The sequence below is a fragment of the Acidobacteriota bacterium genome (genome assembly GCA_040752915.1).
In the GTDB taxonomy this organism is placed as follows: domain Bacteria; phylum Acidobacteriota; class UBA4820; order UBA4820; family DSQY01; genus JBFLVU01.
Genome location: JBFMHB010000040.1, coordinates 11,570 through 28,972, shown reverse-complemented (window position 1 = coordinate 28,972; position 17,403 = coordinate 11,570). Strand labels below are relative to the sequence as shown.

General features: G+C 67.6%; 17 protein-coding genes. 5 read left to right on the top strand and 12 right to left on the bottom strand.

The annotated features are described in order from the left end of the window. Positions 1-149: 149 nt before the first annotated feature. The 6 genes from AB1824_08775 to AB1824_08750 form a co-directional block, all read right to left on the bottom strand. Positions 150-443 (bottom strand): HU family DNA-binding protein, encoded by a 294-nt coding sequence (locus AB1824_08775; protein MEW5765060.1) that lies wholly within the window; start codon positions 441-443, stop codon positions 150-152. A gap of 82 nt (positions 444-525) precedes the next feature. After that, positions 526-2,205, bottom strand: a complete 1,680-nt coding sequence (locus AB1824_08770) for an ATPase, T2SS/T4P/T4SS family (GenBank protein ID MEW5765059.1) — start codon at positions 2,203-2,205, stop codon at positions 526-528. Between the two features lie 35 nt (positions 2,206-2,240). Further along, the gene (locus AB1824_08765; protein MEW5765058.1) at positions 2,241-2,681 is read right to left on the bottom strand and encodes a hypothetical protein; all 441 of its coding nucleotides are present in this window, start codon (positions 2,679-2,681) and stop codon (positions 2,241-2,243) included. After that, positions 2,678-3,082, bottom strand: a complete 405-nt coding sequence (locus tag AB1824_08760) for a CoA-binding protein (GenBank protein MEW5765057.1) — start codon at positions 3,080-3,082, stop codon at positions 2,678-2,680. Before AB1824_08760 ends, AB1824_08765 begins: the two co-directional genes overlap by 4 nt. Positions 3,083-3,252: 170 nt before the next feature. Next, positions 3,253-4,590, bottom strand: a complete 1,338-nt coding sequence (locus tag AB1824_08755; protein MEW5765056.1) for an ATP-binding protein — start codon at positions 4,588-4,590, stop codon at positions 3,253-3,255. Next, on the bottom strand, positions 4,587-5,273 hold the full coding sequence (locus AB1824_08750) for a response regulator (protein ID MEW5765055.1): 687 nt from the start codon (positions 5,271-5,273) through the stop codon (positions 4,587-4,589). The genes AB1824_08755 and AB1824_08750 overlap by 4 nt, the downstream gene beginning before the upstream one ends. A 141-nt stretch (positions 5,274-5,414) precedes the next feature. On the opposite strand from AB1824_08750, the gene acpP reads away from it, so the two are divergent. The 4 genes from acpP to AB1824_08730 all read left to right on the top strand — a co-directional run bounded on the left by acpP (position 5,415) and on the right by AB1824_08730 (position 8,911). Then, positions 5,415-5,654, top strand: a complete 240-nt coding sequence (acpP, locus tag AB1824_08745; GenBank protein MEW5765054.1) for an acyl carrier protein — start codon at positions 5,415-5,417, stop codon at positions 5,652-5,654. 12 nt (positions 5,655-5,666) lie between these two features. Further along, the gene (gene fabF / locus AB1824_08740) at positions 5,667-6,911 is read left to right on the top strand and encodes a beta-ketoacyl-ACP synthase II (GenBank protein ID MEW5765053.1); all 1,245 of its coding nucleotides are present in this window, start codon (positions 5,667-5,669) and stop codon (positions 6,909-6,911) included. Positions 6,912-7,128: 217 nt separating this feature from the next. Beyond that, positions 7,129-7,914 (top strand): electron transfer flavoprotein subunit beta/FixA family protein, encoded by a 786-nt coding sequence (locus AB1824_08735; protein ID MEW5765052.1) that lies wholly within the window; start codon positions 7,129-7,131, stop codon positions 7,912-7,914. A 16-nt stretch (positions 7,915-7,930) separates the two neighbouring features. Continuing rightward, positions 7,931-8,911, top strand: coding sequence for an electron transfer flavoprotein subunit alpha/FixB family protein (locus tag AB1824_08730; protein MEW5765051.1), 981 nt, complete (start codon positions 7,931-7,933; stop codon positions 8,909-8,911). Between the two features lie 57 nt (positions 8,912-8,968). Here the strand turns inward: AB1824_08730 and AB1824_08725 are convergent, their stop codons facing one another. Further along, positions 8,969-10,540: an ABC transporter substrate-binding protein gene (locus tag AB1824_08725; protein MEW5765050.1), complete on the bottom strand. Its 1,572-nt coding sequence runs from the start codon at positions 10,538-10,540 to the stop codon at positions 8,969-8,971. Positions 10,541-10,581: 41 nt separating this feature from the next. Next, positions 10,582-11,802, bottom strand: a complete 1,221-nt coding sequence (locus AB1824_08720; GenBank protein MEW5765049.1) for an anhydro-N-acetylmuramic acid kinase — start codon at positions 11,800-11,802, stop codon at positions 10,582-10,584. A gap of 80 nt (positions 11,803-11,882) precedes the next feature. On the opposite strand from AB1824_08720, the gene AB1824_08715 reads away from it, so the two are divergent. Continuing rightward, the gene (locus AB1824_08715) at positions 11,883-13,226 is read left to right on the top strand and encodes a DUF4388 domain-containing protein (GenBank protein ID MEW5765048.1); all 1,344 of its coding nucleotides are present in this window, start codon (positions 11,883-11,885) and stop codon (positions 13,224-13,226) included. Positions 13,227-13,245: 19 nt separating this feature from the next. On the opposite strand, the gene AB1824_08710 is transcribed toward AB1824_08715, so the two are convergent. The 4 genes from AB1824_08710 to AB1824_08695 form a co-directional block, all read right to left on the bottom strand. Next, complete coding sequence (locus AB1824_08710; protein ID MEW5765047.1) at positions 13,246-14,061, bottom strand: EAL domain-containing protein; 816 nt, start codon at positions 14,059-14,061, stop codon at positions 13,246-13,248. After that, complete coding sequence (locus AB1824_08705; GenBank protein ID MEW5765046.1) at positions 14,058-14,453, bottom strand: response regulator; 396 nt, start codon at positions 14,451-14,453, stop codon at positions 14,058-14,060. The genes AB1824_08710 and AB1824_08705 overlap by 4 nt, the downstream gene beginning before the upstream one ends. A 107-nt stretch (positions 14,454-14,560) precedes the next feature. After that, positions 14,561-15,910 (bottom strand): sigma-54 dependent transcriptional regulator, encoded by a 1,350-nt coding sequence (locus AB1824_08700; GenBank protein ID MEW5765045.1) that lies wholly within the window; start codon positions 15,908-15,910, stop codon positions 14,561-14,563. After that, positions 15,907-17,382, bottom strand: a complete 1,476-nt coding sequence (locus AB1824_08695; GenBank protein MEW5765044.1) for an ATP-binding protein — start codon at positions 17,380-17,382, stop codon at positions 15,907-15,909. The genes AB1824_08700 and AB1824_08695 overlap by 4 nt, the downstream gene beginning before the upstream one ends. Between the last annotated feature and the right edge of the window lie 21 nt (positions 17,383-17,403).

The following is a 17,403-nucleotide window of genomic DNA, read 5'->3' as shown; positions in this document are numbered from 1 at the left end:
GGGGAGGGCCGGGGCGAGACGGACCCGGGGTGGGGGCGGGGCGGGGGCAGACCGCACGATGTCGTCGAAACTGTCCTGAGGAGCCGGCGGGGAGGAGGAGGAAGCCGGGGGCGGAGGGTGACCGCCCTCCGCCCCAGGGGTTGGTTCAATCAGCCCTTCAGGGAGTCTTTGAAGGTCTTCGATGGCTTGAAAGCAGGGTAGACCCGCTTGGGGACCTTGACCTTGCCGCCGGTCTTGGGGTTTCTCGCCTGGCGGGCCCGCCGCTCGCGCACATGGAAGGTTCCGAAACCGGAGATGATGACCTTGCGGCCTTGACGGAGTTGGGTGCTGACGATCCCCTTTCCAGGCCTCGAGTCCGTGAGCGCCTCGAGCACCGCCCGCACGTCCTTCTGAGGCAGGCCCGTGACCTCGGCGAGCTTCTTGATCAGTTCGGTCTTGGTCATCCTCATTCCTCCCCTGTTTGACTCGAACTATACTGCCCGGTTTTTCTCCAAGTCAAGGCCCGTTCAGACTTTGAGAATCGTCTCAAGGGAGGTATTCCTGGGCCTCCTGGCCATCGAGGACCCCCTCCTGGGCGCGGAGGAGAACCCGATGTGCGAGAGGCACGCCTCCCTGCTCGAGGACCGCGTGATGCATGTCGCCGAGTTCTCCTTCCTGTCCGATCCTCCCGATGGCCGGGGGGCCCATGGGGAGCCATTCCAGGATCTCCTCCGTGGGCAAGGATTCCCATGCGAGGCACTCCTCGCAACCCTGGCGCGTCTGGAGGCCGTAGGTCCGGCCGGACCGCCCCGGAACCTCGACGGGGAGCTTGCACCTTGGGCACAACGTCGGGATCGACACGGCCGTGAGGATCCCCTTCAAGATCCCCGCCCTCAGGGGGGAGCGGAACTGGTTCCTCAGGAGCCACCGCAGGGCGGCGGCGGCGCTGGGCTGGTGGAGGACGGCCAGGACGCGCGTATGGGCCGCCGCCAACAGGATCATCTCCATCGTCGCGCGCTCCTTGACGGGAAAGCACGCGAAGAGGCCCGGCTCCTGGCGAAGGGCCACGGTGACCAGCTCGGGCCACGTGGCGCCCTCTTCACGGGAGGCCTCCATTTGGGCGATTCCCTCGATGCCGAGGAGGGCGTACTCTTCCAGGGACACGATGGGGCCGCACCGGTCCTTGAGCGAACTCAGCAGCGAGTAGTACAGGTGGTTCATCCCCGGTCCGGGGGCGCCGCAGAGGAGGACGAGCCCCATCGGGCCGTCGAAGGCGCTTCGCAAGGAGCGCGCCTCGGTGGGCTCGAGCTGGGAACCGAGGCGATCCCAGTCCCTCGGGAACAGGCGCTCGTCGTAAAGCGTCAGCGCGTAGCGGGTACCCTGCAGGGTGCTCATTCCCCTGACGGAGAGGGTCAGGAACCGGGATTCCACCTGGAGGCGGACCCTCCCCTCCTGGCGTACGTTCTTGGCCGAGTCTCGGATCCCCGAGAGTTCACGGACGAGGGCGTCCATCTCCTCCCGCTTTCCCGGGGCGAGGGAAAAGCGGTCTTCCATCTTCCCTTGCCGGCCCATGGCGATCTTGAGGCCGGTCTCGGCGGGTTTGATGGCCACGCTCCGGCACCCCGTCCGGATGGCCTCGGTGAGGATCGTTCGAAGCCAGTCCGTGGCGGAAGAGTCCCTTTTCAGGGTGGACCAGTGGAGGGGGCGGATATGGTGGCGCTGGTTCGAGAGGACGAAGAGATGGTCTCCCGCCGGATTCCGCACGACCCCCGGGTCCTTCGCCAGTCCATAGAAGTGCTCCAGGGCGCGGATTACGGTCTCCCGCGGGCACACGAGAGGGTCGATGCGGAGCCCGGTGAGTTCCTCCAGGGCCGGCATCAGGCTCGGGTTGTCCAGGTCGGCGATGGCGACGGTGAGGACGTTCCCCTTCCGCTCCACGGGGACCACCTGGTAGAACTGGGCGATGTTCGCCGGAAGGTGGTCCGTGACGGCCGGGTCGGTGACCCACTGCACGAGGTCGTAGGGAATCAGGCCCATGGATTCCCGGAGGAACCGGCTGAGCCGTTGGACGTCCACGAATCCCAGGCGGATCAGGTGATACCCCAACCTGCCGCCTTGTTTCTGCTGGGCCGCCAGAGCCTGCTCCAGTTGTTCCCGCGAGACGAGCCCCTCCCGGAAGAGGAGTTCGCCGATCACGGGCCGGTCGGCGGTCTCGTTGTCCTTCACGGTCCCCTCACTGGAAGCGCTTCAGCCCACGGGTGTTAGTCTTCGAAATCGACCTTGGTCCATCGCTCGGGGTGGTCGGTCCAGGGGATCGCCTGCCCCTCGTCGAGGCGGCAAGACCCCTCTCCTCGGAACCTCGCTTTGCCGCGCCCATGCACCGTGAGTCGCAGGTCCCATCCCCGGATTTCGAATCGTCCCCCCAGGCCCACGCTGTCCACCGAGCCTTGGAAGTGGTAGTAGTCCGCGCCATCGAGGACCGGTTCCAGGCTCCCCCAGGTTCCTTGGACCTCCAATTGGAGGTTGGAAGCGTTTCGGATCTTCAGGGTCCCCTTTCCTTCCAGGCGGATTCTTCCCCCTCCCGAGAATTTGATCCACCCCCGGCTTCCGGAGGCCTCGAACCGATGGGCGGGGCCCGCCCCCAGGGAGACGAGGGCAAGGGCCAGGGCGAGGGCCGCGGTTCCGAGCCGCCGGGCCTTCACGGGCGCCCCCCGAGCGCCTCAAGCACCTTTTTTATGCACAGGTCCTGGATCACCATCAGGCCGGCTTCCTCCGCCCTCCTCGCCGCCTCGTCGTGGCGGATCCCTTCCTGGAGCCAGAGGGCCCGGGCCTTCGCGGCGATGGCCTCCTCCACGATGTCGGGCACGGCCTCGGGTTTTCGGAACACGTCCACGATGTCCACAGGCCTTCCGATGGCAGCAAGGTCCCGATGGCACTTGACGCCCAGCACCTCGGGGAGGACGGGATTGACCGGAAGCACGCTGTACCCGCACTGTTGAAGGTATGCGGCCACATAATGGCTGGGGCGGTCGGGCTTATCCGAGATGCCCACGACCGCAATCTCCCTCGCCCCACGCAAGAGGGCGACGACCCGCTCGTCCATGGCGACCTCCTACGGCAGAGTATACGGTATGTGGGCACAAGAGGGGGAACCGGGGACCGCGGCGAGGGGCGCGCGTCGGGCGGATCCCGCGCTCCATGAAAGCGCGGGGCCCGTTCCCCACGGCGCACCGATCCATCCCGGCGCCTCCGCATTGACGCGCGGCGGGTCGGTCACCGCGAGCCCGGCCCCTCCTCCTGGATCGAGACCCTTGGGACCCTCAAGGTGAAGGTGGTCCCTTCGCCCACCGTACTCTCCACGGCAATCTCGCCGCCCAATTTCTGGGCGGCGTGCTTGGCAATGGCGAGCCCGAGCCCGGTCCCCCCTTTTTCGCGCGACCGGTGAGGGTCGACCCGGTAGAAACGCTCGAAGATTCGAGAGAGGTGCCGCGCCGGGATGCCTTCTCCGGAATCCGAGACGGTCAGCCGGACCCAGGCCCCGTCCTCGGCCTCCGCCGACACGCGGACCCAGCCCCCTGGGCGGTTGTACCGGATGGCGTTGTCCATCAGGTTCTTGAGAGCCGCCTCCAGGGTCGTGGCATCGGCCGTGACGCGGAGCCCCTCGGCCACGGATGCCTGAAGCGCCACGTCCGCCCGGGCCGCCAGGGGCTCCAGCGACCTCACCAGCTCCTCCACGAAGGGGCCGAGGGCCAGGGGGGCGGAGGCCTCCACCGCCCCGGTCTCCTCGAGGCGGGAAAGGGTCAGGAGGTCGTCCACGAGGCGGGCCATCCGGCGCACCTGGTGTTCGAGCCTCTCCAGAAAATGGCGCCTGCGCTCGGCCGGCAGGGTGTCGTCCTGCAGGAGTTCGGCCAGGGAGGCCAGCGCCGTGAGGGGTGTCCGGAGCTCGTGGGAGACGTTGGCCACGAGATCCGCCTTGACCCTTTCCAACGCGGCTTCCGCCGTGCGGTCGCGCAGGTACACCACGACCACGTCCCTCTCCAGGGGCGTGGCCTGAGCGATGAAGCTTCGCCCCCGCCCCCGCTCTTTTTCCTCGAAGGTCCGCCTCTGGAGTGTCCGGGTCGTCCGTGCGTCCTCCACCAGGGAGGCGAGGCCCGCGAGGCCCAGGCTGGCGAGGCCCACCTCTCGGTCGAACCGCGGGAAGAGGGTCTGTGTGGAGGGATTGGCCAGGAGGACGCGGCCTTCCCGGTCGAGAAGAAAGATGGCACGGTCGCTCGCGTCGAGCACCGCCGCGAGGCGCTCCTCCCGCTCCCTCGCCAGGGACAGGGAACGCGAGAACGCCTCCGCCATCTGATTGAAGGCCTTTCCGGCGGGAGCCAGATCTCCCGAGGAGACGTCGTCCAGGCGGGCGGCGAAGTCACCCCGAGTGAGCCGCTCCGCGGCCGCCTGAAACTCCCTCCAGGGGCCCAGGACCCACCGGGCGGCCAGGGCCGCGGCTCCCACCAGCAGGCCCGTCCGGAAGATCCACAGGGGCAAGCCCTCCAGGCCTCCCCCCCATGCCGCCAGGAGCCACGATACGGCCAGAAGGACGAGGAGTCGGCGGAACGACCTCATTCCTGGGCCTTGAGCCGGTACCCCACGCCCCGGACGGTCTCCACCAGCGCCGCGGCCGGCCCCATTTTCTCGCGGAGACGCGCGATGTGGACGTCCACCGCGCGATCCTCCACCGCCCGGTCGTCGGGCCAGAGGTTGGAGAGGACCTGGCCCCGGCTGTACACCCGGTCCGGGTGCCGCACGAGAAGCTCGAGGATCTTGAATTCCGTGGGGGTCAGATCGAAGGCCTTGTCCTTCCATCCGGCTCTGTAGGTGTGGGTATCCAGCCAGAGGTCACCCACCCTGCGCAGGGCCCCGGCCGTATCGGCCGGTTGGGTCCTCCTCAGGAGGGCCCTGACGCGGGCCAGGAGTTCCCGCGAGCGGAAGGGCTTCACCACGTAGTCGTCGGCCCCTGCGTTCAGCCCGGTCACCGCGTCCATTTCCGTCCCGCGCGCCGTCAGCATGAGAATGGCCGTGCGGGCGAAGCGCTGGTCCGCCTTGAGAATCCGGCAGAGGTCCAGGCCCGACATGCCGGGAAGCATCCAGTCGATGAGGCACAGGTCGGGAACCTTGTCCCGGAAGGCCAGGAGGGCCTGGGCGCCGTCCGGGAATCCCGACGTCTCGTACCCCTCCCGCTCCAGGGTGTACACGAGGGTCTCCAGGATGTCGAGGTCGTCCTCCACCACCGCCACGCGCGCCGCCATCGCCGCCCCCTTCCTTGGAAGCTCCGTTCGCCTGGGCCTAAGTTTGCCATTATGACGGAATTGGCCGCAAGTGGGCCTCGCCCTTGCATTTACGGTGAGTGACGTTGTACAATCCCCCCTTGTCGACGGAGGAGCAGGCCGATGAACATTGAGCAGAAGGTGATCAGCATTATTGCCGACCAGTTGAGCGTGGACGAGGCGGAGGTGAAGCCCGAGGCCCACTTCATCAACGACCTTGGAGCCGACTCGCTGGACACCGTTGAGCTGATCATGGCCTTCGAGGAGGAGTTCGGCATCGAAATCTCCGACGAAGAGGCCGAGAAGATCCAGACCGTTCAGGCCGCCATCGACTATATCAAGGCCCACGCCGAGAAAAAGTAGGAAAGGCCCCCCGTGAAACGCCGCGTCGCCGTGACCGGAATGGGGGTTGTGTCTCCCCTTGCCCTCACCGCCGAGGAGACCTGGGCGAAGGTGATCGGGGGAGAAAGCGGGATCGGCCCGATCACGCTCTTCGACACGGAGGGCTGGCCCGTCCGCATCGCGGGCGAGGTGAAGGGCTTCGACCCTCTCCTTTACATGGACAAGAAGGAAGCCCGGCGGACGGACCGGTTCATCCAGTTCGCGCTGGCCGCGGCGCAGGAAGCGGTTCGATCCAGCGCCCTCGCGATCACGCCGGAAAACGCCGAGCGGGTGGGCGTTTCCGTGGGAAGCGGCATCGGCGGCATCGCGACCATCGAGGAGCAGCACACGATCCTCACCCAGAAGGGCCATTCGCGGATCAGCCCCTTCTTCATCCCGGGCATCATCATCAACATGGTCAGCGGTCAGATCTCCATCCTCTTCGGCGCCAAGGGCCCCAACATCTCCACGGTGACCGCCTGCGCGACCTCCTCCCACGCCATCGGGGAGGCGGCGAGGTACATCCAGCGCGGCGAGGCGGACGTGATGATCGCGGGCGGCGCGGAGGCGGCCGTGACCGCGCTCTCCGTGGCGGGGTTCGCCTCCATGCGGGCCCTTTCGACCCGAAACGAGGAGCCCCAGAGGGCCTCCCGCCCCTTCGACGCGGACCGCGACGGTTTCGTCATGGGGGAGGGGGCCGCGATTCTAATCCTCGAGGACATGGATCTCGCCCGGAAGCGGGGCGCGCCCATCCTGGCCGAGATCGTCGGGTACGGGCTCAGCGGGGACGCCTACCACATCAGCGCCCCGTCGGAGGACGGGGACGGCCCCGCCCGCGTCATGGCCAACGCCATCCGGGACGCGGGCCTGAAGCCCGAGGACGTGGATTACGTGAACGCCCACGGCACCTCCACGCCCATCGGCGACAGGATCGAGGTCCTGGCGCTCAAGCGGGTGTTCGGCGAGCACGCGCGGAAGCTGGCGGTCTCCTCCACAAAGAGCATGACCGGCCACCTCCTGGGCGCCGCCGGGTCCCTGGAAGCGGCCCTGACCATCCTGGCCATCCGGGACCAGGTCGCGCCGCCCACGGTCAACCTCGAGACGCCCGACCCCGAATGCGATCTGGACTTCGTGCCGAACGAGGCGAGGCCCATGCCGATCCGGTACGGGCTCTCCAACTCCTTCGGCTTCGGCGGGACGAACGCCTGCCTGATCCTGTCGCGGGTCGAGGGGGCGTGAGCCGCCGGGACCGCTTCAGTAACCGGCCGGTCACACACGCGCCGGTTTGACCCGGAGCCATGCATCGCGCTTTGTAGAATCAAAGGGCATTGTCTCTTGCATCCGTCCGGGGTTCGGGTTATCTTGTCCACGTCGGGAACGTGCAAGCGAGTGTTCACTAGCAGGCGGACGGCGCGTTCCCTTTTGACCCAGGCCGATCCCGGATGAGGAGGTGCCGATGAACATTCTGGTCTTTGTCAAGCACGTTCCGGATACGGAGACGCGGGTGAAGGTGGCTCCCGACGGCCTCCGCCTCGACCTCAGCGAAGCGAACTGGGTCATGAGCCCGTACGACGAGTACGCGGTGGAAGAGGCCCTCAAGCTGAAGGAGAAGCTGGGGGGCGAGGTGACCGCCGTCACCGTGGGCAACGAAGAGTCCGTGAAGACCCTCCGGACGGCCCTGGCCATGGGTGCCGACAAGGCGGTCCTCTGCGCCGACGCCGCCTTCGAGGGCGGCGACGCCGCGGGGACGGCCCGGATCCTCGCGGCCGCCGCGCGGAAGCTCCCCTTCGACCTCATCCTGGCCGGCAAGCACGGAGTGGGCGACGACAACCAGCAGGTGGGGTCCCTGGCGGCCCAATTCCTGGGCATCCCCGCCGTCACCGTCGTCACGGGTCTCGAGGTGAACGGCCAGGAGCTGGTCTGCAAGCGGGAGATCGAGGGGGGCACCGAGGTGGTGGTCGCCGCGACTCCGGCCTTGATCACCTGCCAGAAGGGGTTGAACGAACCCCGGTACCCCTCCCTCAAGGGCATCATGGCCGCCAAGAAGAAGGAAGTCGCCACGTGGAAGGCGGCCGATCTCGGGCTCGACCCGGGGACGGTGGGGGCGGCCGGTGCGGCCTTCGAGGTGCGCAGGATGGAACTGCCTCCTCCGCGGCCCGCCGGAAAGGTCCTGTCCGGGGAGCTTCCGGACCAGGTGAAGGAACTCGTACGGCTCCTCCGCGAGGAAGCCAGGGCCATCTGACGAGGGGAGGTGTGCGATGAAGGTTCTCGTTTTCGCGGAACAGCGCGGCGGAAAGATCAAGAAGGCCTCCCTCGAAGCCCTGTCGGCGGGCCGGCAGATTGCCGACGCCACTTCGGGCAGCGTGGCGGCCGTGGTTCTGGGGCTCGGGATCGGGGCCGAAGCCCCCGGACTCGCCCGGTTCGGCGCCGACACCATCTACGTTGGCGACGACGCCATCTTCGAGAAGTACTGCGCCGATGTGTACGGCCTCGGCGTGGGCAAGGCCGCCCAGGTTTTCGGCGCCGACGTTCTCCTTTTCTCGGCCACGGCCATGGGCAAGGATCTGGCGCCCCGGGTTGCGGCCCGCTTGGACATCGGGCTTCTCTCGGACGTCACCGCCTTCGCCCTGGACGGTTCGGTCCCCGTGTTCACCCGGCCCATCTATTCGGGCAAGGCCTTTTCGACGGTGGCCCCCAAGGGCGGGAAGCCGTTCGCGGTGAGCCTCCGCCCCAACGTGTTCCCGGCGGTCGAGAAGGCCGGCGCGGGGCAGGTGGTTCCCCTCGAGCACGGCGCCTCCCCGGCCGACGTGAAGGCCGTCGTGAAGGAAATCCTCACGGCCGAGGGCGGCCTCCTCGACGTGGCCGAAGCCAACATCATCGTCTCGGGCGGCCGCGGCATGAAGGGCCCGGAGCATTTTCGGATCCTGGAAGACCTCGCCAAGGTGCTCGGGGGTGCCGTGGGCGCCAGCCGCGCCGCCGTGGATTCGGGCTGGATCGGCCACTCCCATCAGGTAGGCCAGACGGGAAAGGTCGTGAGCCCCGCCCTCTACTTCGCCTTCGGCATCTCGGGGGCGATCCAGCACCTCGCCGGCATGTCCAGCTCCAAGGTCATCGTGGCCGTGAACAAGGACCCGGAGGCGCCCATCTTCAAGGTCGCCACGTACGGGATCGTGGGCGACCTCTTCGAGGTGGTCCCCCTCCTGACCCAGGCCATCCAGGAGCTTAAGGCCAAGGGTTGAACGAGGGGCTTCATCGAGGAGCCACCCGGAGCCGCCTTCGGGCGGCTCCTTGTTTTTCTACGGAAGGCGAGAGGAGCCCGAGCGCTCCTGCGCCGGCACTCGGCGGCGCACCCCGGAGAGGAACGAGAAGTTGCCGTCCGGGGGAAGGACCACCCCCTCCACGTCCCGGAGCGCCACGCATACCGCGTCCGCGTGCCAGAGGGGGGCGGCAGGCACCTCCCGAGCCAAAATCTCCTGGGCCCTCACGTACAGCGGACGCCGGAGGTCCGGGTTCATCTCCCTCGATCCGGCGGCGAGGAGCCCATCGAGCTCCGCATTGGCGTACCGCCCACGATTGAAGCCCAGCGGGGGTACGGCCCAGGAGGCGTACCGGAGGCGCAGCCCGTCCGGATCCGTCACGCCCACCCAGGTCAGACCGAAGGCGTCGAAGTCGCCTCGCTTCACGTCCCCGTAAAAGGTTCCCCACTCCAGCCACTGGGTTCGGCAGTCCACGCCCACTTCGCGCAGGTTCTCGGCCACCACCGAGGCGATCTGGCGGGAGATCTTGTTGTCGGAGGTCTTGTAGGTGATCCGGAAGCGGACGCCGTCGCGTCCCCGAGGGAGGCCTGACTCATCGAGGAGCGCATCGGCGGCGGCAAGATCCCGTCCTGGCGGGGGGAGGGGCACGCTCGCCCAGTGTTCCGGCGGAAGAAGGCCCGCCGCCTCCCTCGCGTATCCCCTCAGGACGTGGCGGATGATGGCTGCGCGGTCCAGAGAAAGGGAGAGGGCCCGCCGGACCTCCGCGCGGTTCAGGGGCGGCCGGGAGCAGTTGAACCCGACGTAAGCGAAGTTCGCACCCGGGGCTCTCCAGACGCGGTACCCCAGGTCCGCGAAGCGGGCCAGGGCGTCGGGAGGGAGGTCGTTGACCACGAGATCCACGGTCCCGCGCCGCAGCTCCAAGGCGCGAACCACGGGATCCGGCACGACCTTGAAAGCCAGGGTGGCGGAGGAGGGCGCGGGCGAGGCAAAGGGGTTGGCCTCGAAGAGGAGCCACTGGCCTCGGGTCCAGGAGCGGAGCCGGTAAGGCCCGCATCCCACCGGGACAAAGGCACCCGCCTCCGTTCCCTCGGGCAGGATCCCCACGTTCAACGCGGAAAGGAGCGCCGCGCGGGGTTCCTTGAGCCGGAAGACGAGGGTGAGGTCGTCCACCGCTTCCACCGCTTCGATGCAGTCCAGGTCTCCCTTCCGGAACGAGGGCGGATCATCCCTGAGGATGCTCCGGATCGTGAAGGCCGCGTCGCGCGCCCGGAGAGGCCGTCCATCCGAAAACCGGACCCCCGCCCGCAAGACGACGCGCAGTCGTTGGGGGTCCTCGAAGGTCCAGGTTTCGGCCAGGTCTGTCTGGGGGGAGAAATCGGGCCCCACGGCGAAGAGCCCGCGGTAGAGGAGACGGAAGGCCCTGTCCGCCGCCACGTCCGAGCCGACCCGCGGATCGAGGCTCGCCGGCTCCTGCTCCACGGCAACGATGAGGTCCGCCTTGCGGGGCGGGGGGCCGCAGGCCAGGGCGCCGGACAGCAAGGAGAGCAGGAGGAGGGCCGCGACGCGCCCCGCGCGGAGGAGCGAAGCCCGAAGCCGCCGGACGGGTTTCACGGCGCAAACGGTACAAGCCGGGGGCGGGGCCGGTGAGGGCGTCATTTCCCCGAGAAGAAGGCGCCGCCGGGGGTGATGGTGCCGAGGACCGCGGGCCGGGAGGCGCCCGTGGCGGACGGGACGTTCCCGGGACGGCCCAGAAGGGTCTCCCGGGCCAGATAGGCCATGAGAACGGCCTCCTTGGCGGAGCCCGGGATCACGTAGTCGTCGGCGCGGCTCACCATGATTCGGGGGAGGGCGTCCTCCAAGCCTTTCATGAGAACGGGGTTCTTGGCGCCGCCGCCGGAGACGATCATCTCTTCGTAGCGCTCCTTCTGAAAAACAAACTCCATCATGGACGTGGCGATGGCCCGGACGGTGAAGGCCGCCAGAGTCGCCAGGAGATCCTCGGGAGTGATGCCGGGATGGGACTTCAAGGCCTCGTCCAGAAAGGCGCTCCCGAAGGTGTCCTTGTCGGCCGACTTGGGCGGAGGAGCTTTGAGGAAAGGATGCGCCAGGAGGCGGTCCAGGAGGTCGGACCGCACTCGCCCGGCGGCAGCCCAGGCCCCGCCCACGTCGCAGGAGGACCGCCCCCGAGTTGCCCTCCGCACGGCCAGGTCCATGAGGCAGTTTCCCGGGCCGGCATCGTAAGCCAGCATCTTCTCCGGTCCCGCGTTCGCCGGAATGGCGGTCAGGTTCGCGATCCCGCCGATGTTCAGGGCGATCCGGCCCCGCGAGGTGTGGTGGTAGAGGAGGTAGTCGAGCAGGGGTACGAGGGGAGCGCCCTGCCCGCCCGCCGCCATGTCGCGGCACCGGAAATGGGAGACCACGGTGAGGCCGGTGCGCTCGGACACAACCGACGGGTTCCCCACCTGGAGGGTGCCTCGAACGGCGAATCCGGGCAGGCGTTCGGATTGAGGATGGTGGTAGAGGGTCTGCCCGTGGCATCCCACCGCGAGCACCTCTGGCGGGGACACACCCGCCTTCTTGATGATGTGGAGCGCGGCGTGGGCGAAGAGCTCTCCCAGGTAAAAGTCCAGAAGGACGGTCTCTTTGAGTCCTCCTCCTCGGGCTCCCTGGCAGGCCTGGATCAGGGAGCGCACCGCGGAGGAGAAGGCGAGCGTGTCGTGGGCCACCAGGGTGAGGGAGGCGTCGGCGCCCGCCCCTTGGATGCGGACGAGGGCCGAGTCGATCCCGTCGGCGGAGGTTCCCGACATGAGACCCACTACGAGATGTTCTTCGGAGGGATCGGCGAGGACGGCCATGGTTTCTCCCCGCGTCATGCTATCGCTCCGAAGCACTCCCCGCAACCCTCTCGTTGACAGTCTTGCCGCGGGGCCGTTAGGATGGCGGGGGAGGATCCGTGAGAAAGACCCTGCCGGTCCAGCCGGACGGTTCCATCGTCCTGCCGAAGGACCTCGCCCAGGAGGTTTTCGGGAAGGCGAGGGAGGCCGTCGTGCACGTCCGATCCGGGTGCCTCGTCCTGTCCCCCGTTTTCGTGGACCTGGACTCGGGAGATCTCCCCGGCCTCCTGTCGCGTTATCACGCGCGGGAGGCCTTGGAACCGGTCCTCGAGGGGGGGTTCAAACGGGGCGCGACGGAGGCGGTGCAATTCGAGGGCGACCTGTCGGTGCTGGCCCTCAGCGACGTCTTCCTCTTCCTCTCGGCCAGCAAGAAGAGCGGGGTCCTCATCGTGGAGGAAAAGTGCCGGTGGGGCTTTTTCCTGGAGAACGGGAGCATCGTGTACGCGACCACGGACGATCCGAAGGCCTCCCTTTCCGCCTATCTCCTCCGGAAGCAGTTCGTCACCGAGCAGGACCTCCACCAGGGTCACAGGCTTCTCCTCCAGGGAGAAGATCCCCTCTCCGTGCTCCTCGAGGTCTCGGGGCTCTCCCCGGACGATTTCCGCGCCCAGTGGGTGAAGTGCGTGGAGGACCGAATCTTCCAGGTCTTCGCGCTCTCCCAGGGACGCTTCGTCTTTCAGAACGGATCGCTGTCCCAGATGTTGCAGTTGAGCCTTCCCATGACGACCACGAACTACGTCATGGAAGCCACGCGCAGGCTGGACGAATGGGCCCGACTCAAGGACCGTCTTCCCCCTGCGGGGACCGTCCTGGAACTCGCCGAGGAAGTGACGGCCAGCACGGCCCTCTCCCACGAGGAAGAACGCATCCTGTCCAAGATCAACGGCCTTCGGACCATGGAGGAAGTCGTCGCCCAGGCCCGGGTGGGGGAAATGGATGGGCGGAAGGCCCTGGCCTCCCTCCTCGCGGCAGGTCTGGTGCGCCCGAGCCGGCCCGGGTCCGAACCGGACGCCGCCGCGCCGCCCCAAGCCGCCCTCGAAAACGGGGAGCGGGAAGTGCTCCGCTCCCGTTTGGAGAGTTACAACAACGTGTTCTCGACCATCTACCAGGCCCTGAAAATGGAGGCCGGATCCAAGGTGGACGTGATTCTGGGCGCCTTCTTCAAGGGGCTGGAGCCGGGCGGCTCGGTCTTTGCGGGGATGGGATTCACCTCGGGCGGCGTCCTGGACGAGGAGGCCGTCCTCCAGCGTCTCGCCGCCCTTCCCTCGGACCGGGAGTCTGCCCTCGTGAAGGACCTTAACGAGCTTCTCTACTTTCAGATGTTCGCCGTGAAGAACACCCTGGGCCCCGAAATGGAAGCGGGCATCGTGGAGATGGCCAAGAGCCTCCTCCACCGGGAGTGAAGGCGCGCCGCCTTCCCCCTCAGTCGTCGCCGTCGGAAACGCGCCCCAGGGCGCCCGCCGCGAAATAGGGTTTGGGAACGCCCTCGGTGCGGCGCTCCGAGAGCCAGAAGAGCGGGGCCTGCGGCCTCCCGAAGTGGTATCCCTGGGCGAGAGGGATGTCCAGGGACATGAGGGTGAGAAGCTCCTCGTTCCCCTCCACACCCTCCGCGATGACCTCGCTTCCAAGTTTCTGGCACAGGGCCGCCATGCCCGCCACCAGGGCCTGTTTCCGCTTGGATCTCTGGATTCCCAAGACGAAGCCCCGATCCAGCTTGACGAATTCGGGCTCGAACCAGTAGAGGTGCTGGAGCCCCGAATAAGCCAACCCGAAGTCGTCCAGCGCGAAGCGGAAGCCGGCCTTTCTCAGCACCTTCAGAACCCGTGACAGGGCTCGGGGGGTCTCCGTGCTGGAGCGCTCCGAGATCTCCACGACCACGGCCTGGGGGGAGATGCCGCTCGACTCCAGGAGCTTCCGGTAATAATCCTGCACGACCCGCAGCTTCAGGAGAGTGTTGATGTGAACATTGACGAAGAGGAGCCCGTAGGGAACCAGGAGCCTCCCGGAGCGGAAGGCGGCGGCAACGCAGGCCGCATCCAGCTCCCGGATGAGGCCCTGGGAGAGCGGGCTCTGGGGGCCGAACACGCGGGCCGGGTTGGCCAGAGGAGTTCCCCCTGGCCCGCGCATGAGCGCCTCGTATCCCAGCACCCTTCCCGTGTTGAGGTGGAGGATGGGCTGGAAGGCCGTGGAAAGGAAGCCCCTCTGGAGGAGCTCTCGGACCTGAATCTCGTCGTTCACACCTGCCCCTCTTTCAGACGGTTGGGCACCCCGAGGGCGTGGATGGCCTCGCTCAGAACGTTGATTTCCACTGGCTTCTCGAAGTAGTAGGAAGCGCCCATTTCGAAGGCCTTTTGCATGATGGCCGGATCGCCGTAACCCGTCATCAGGATCACCTTCGTGTCCGGGCACTTCTCCTTCACGAAGCGGAGAAGGTCGAGCCCCTCGGCGTCGAGCGTTCCGCTCAGCCGGATGTCGGAGAGCAAGACCTGGATTTTCTCCGATCCGAGGATCCGACGGGCCGCCTGGGCGTTGGAGGCGGTCAGGACCTTCACATCCTCGCTCTCCATGAGCGCCTTGAGGCCGAATGCGGTTGCGGTCTCATCGTCCACGATCAGGATCTTGTAGGCCATGGCCACTCTCCCCGGGCTGAGCCCTCGCCTTAGAGTCTGCTCCGCTTGGATCCAACCTAATCCCAATCTTCGCGCCGGGCAACTTCGGCGCGCGGCCCGGGAGCCGATCAGCGGTGGTCTTCCAGGCGCAGGCCGTGTTGGGAGATCTTTCGGTAGAGGGTCGCCCTGGAGACGCCGAGCGTCTTCGCTGCCTCGGGCACGTTCCCTTTGCATTCCCTGAGCACGCGGGCGATGTGGGCCTTCTCCGCCCCGCTCAGATCGAGGGCCTGGGATGGAGGAGAGGCATCCGCCGGCTGGGAGGTCGCGGGACTCCCAAGACCGAAGAAGTGGGAGGGCAAGAGCTCCCGGCCGTCGGACAGGATGTAGGCCCGCTCCAGGACGTTGTGAAGCTCCCGCAAGTTCCCCGGCCACGAGTAGGACCGGAGCAGGTCGAGGGCCCTCGGGTCGAGGCGCGGCAGGGAGCGCCCTCCGGCGATGAAACCGAGGAGATGCTGGACCAGCGCCTCCAGGTCGTCCAACCTCTCTCGGAGGGGAGGAAGAGTGAGGGTCAGGGTGTTGATTCGGAAGTAGAGGTCCTGCCGGAATCTGCCCTCCGCGATGAGCTTCTCCACGTCCTGGTGGGTGGCGCAGACGAGCCGGAAGTCGGAGATCCTTTCCTCCACGCGCCCCAGGGGCCTGAACCGCTTTTCCTCCAGGACCTTGAGGAACTTGCTCTGGACGGTCACGTCCATGTCGCCGATCTCATCCAGGAAGAGGGTCCCCCGGTGGGCCCTTTCCAGGAGGCCTTCCTTGGCTTCCACCGCGCCGGTGAAGGCGCCGCGCGCGTGACCGAACAGCTCGCTTTCCAGAAACTCCCCCTTGAGGCCCGCGCAATTGAGCTCCACGAAGGGCTCGGTGCGTTGCCCGCTGCGCTCGTGGATGAGTCGCGCGAGAAGGCCCTTTCCGGTCCCCGTCTCGCCCCGGATGAAGACGGGACTGCGGTGACGGAAGCTGGCCTCGAGGAGGGGAGTCAGCCTGGCCATGGCTTCGCAGGACCCCAAGAACGGGGTCAGCACGCGGGGCCTCTCCCGCAGGGCTCGGTTTTCCCTCCTGAGGACCCCGAGCTGGAGGGCCTTCCCGAGGAGGACCTCGAGTTCCCTCAGGTCCACGGGTTTGGTGAGGAAGTGATCGGCCCCCTCGCGCATGGCCTCCACCGCCATGGCGATGGTTCCGTGGCCCGTGATGAGGATGATCGGAACCGTGGGGTCGGACCGGCGGATTTCCTTGAGGAAATCCATGCCGTCCCCGTCGGGCAGCCGGACGTCCAGCAGGATGGCGCCGAAGTCCTCCCGCGCCATGGCCTCCCGGGCCTCGGCCAGGCAGGCCGCCTCCGCCGTGCGAAGGCCCTGGGCCTCAAGGTATCGGCTGATCCCGAAACGGACCGCCGCTTCGTCGTCCACCAAGAGCACGCTCTTCATGGTCCCCCATCCGATCGATCTCTCGGCAAGGGGAATCGTATCAGAATCGCGGCTCCTGAGGTAGCTTCCGAACGGCCGACGGTCAAACGGCCTCCGTCGCGGTTCATCCCGGCCTGGGCGAGGGTAAGACCAAGGCCCGATCGGCTGGGAACGGTCGTGAAGAAGGGCTCCAGGACCTTCTCCTCCAGACCGGGAGCCACCCCCAGCCCCCGATCCCGGACCTCGAGTTCCCAGTGGTCCTCCCCCCACCGCGCGGAGACGTCAATGGGCTGGTCCGGGGGGGAGAACTGGCAGGCGTTGTCGAGGATTTCGGCGAGGGCCTCCACGAAGCTCCGGCGGTGGACGAGCACGGGCCTGTCCCGGAGGGAGGCCGAGGGCCGGATCCGCTCCCTGACGGGACGGGGGCTTCGCGATTCGAGCAGGGCGGCCGCCTGGGAGATGAGGTCCTCCAACGCCCCGCTCTCCGGAGGCGTGGCGTCGTCCAGGAAGGCCAGCTGGAGGAACCTCCGGACGATGGCGTCGAGGCGGTGAATCTCGCGCAGGGCCTTTTCCGTGAACACCCGTTCCTGGTCGTCCTGGGCGTGGCGAAGGTCCAGGGCCTGCAGGAGGGTCTGAATTCCGAAAAGGGGATTGCGGATTTCGTGGGCGATGCCTTGAAGGATATTCCGCACGAGGTCTCTCGTCCGGCGGTCTTCCTGGGCCGCGGCCAGGCGCCTCTCCTCCGTGACGTCCCGAAGGATGTGAAGGGTGGCCGCCTCGCCCCCCAGGTTCACCGTCTGGGTGGTGGCCAGGAAATGCGGCCCATCCTGGGAGCATTTCCATTCGATTCCCGCGGCGTCGTGGCCCGTGCACAGCCCCGGGAGGATCTCGGCGCACGCCTTCCCGATGCACCTCCGGATGGGGATTCCGGTGAGGGCGGAGAGGGCCGTGTTGGCCCGGAAGATCCGCCCGTCCGGTCCGTGCAAAACGAACACCTCGGAGGCGGCGTCGAAAGCCTTTTCCCACTGAGCCTTCGCATTCGAGAGGAGGGCGTTGAGGGAATGAAGCCGTGCGGCCATCCGAAAAAGGGAAGCGAAGCGGAGAGAGGGCTGGCGGCCTCCGCCCCCGTCCCGCCCTGCGGGGGCCGGCTGGAGGATCAGATAGGGGGAGAACTCCTCCGGGCCCGAGTCCACCCGCACGGCGAGGTCCTCCCGAAGCGCCGCCATGAGAGGGGCCGCGAAGGCCGGTCCCACCTCCGTGGATTCCTCCATGTCCCGTCGCGGCCCCCTCCAGAAGCGGCTGGAATCCTGGGCGCACAGGTCCCAGACCCGGCACAGGCCCGCGGTTTCGGGCCAGACCAGCGCGGCGGCCTTCCATTCGCTCCGGCCCCGGATGTGGCGCCCGAGCGCCTCGGCCACCGCCTCAGGCGAGTCGGCTCCGGCTAGATCCACGGAGAGGTCGTCGAGGCACTCGTCCTCCGTCGTTCGCGGCACCTGGCCCTTCCGCTTCGATCC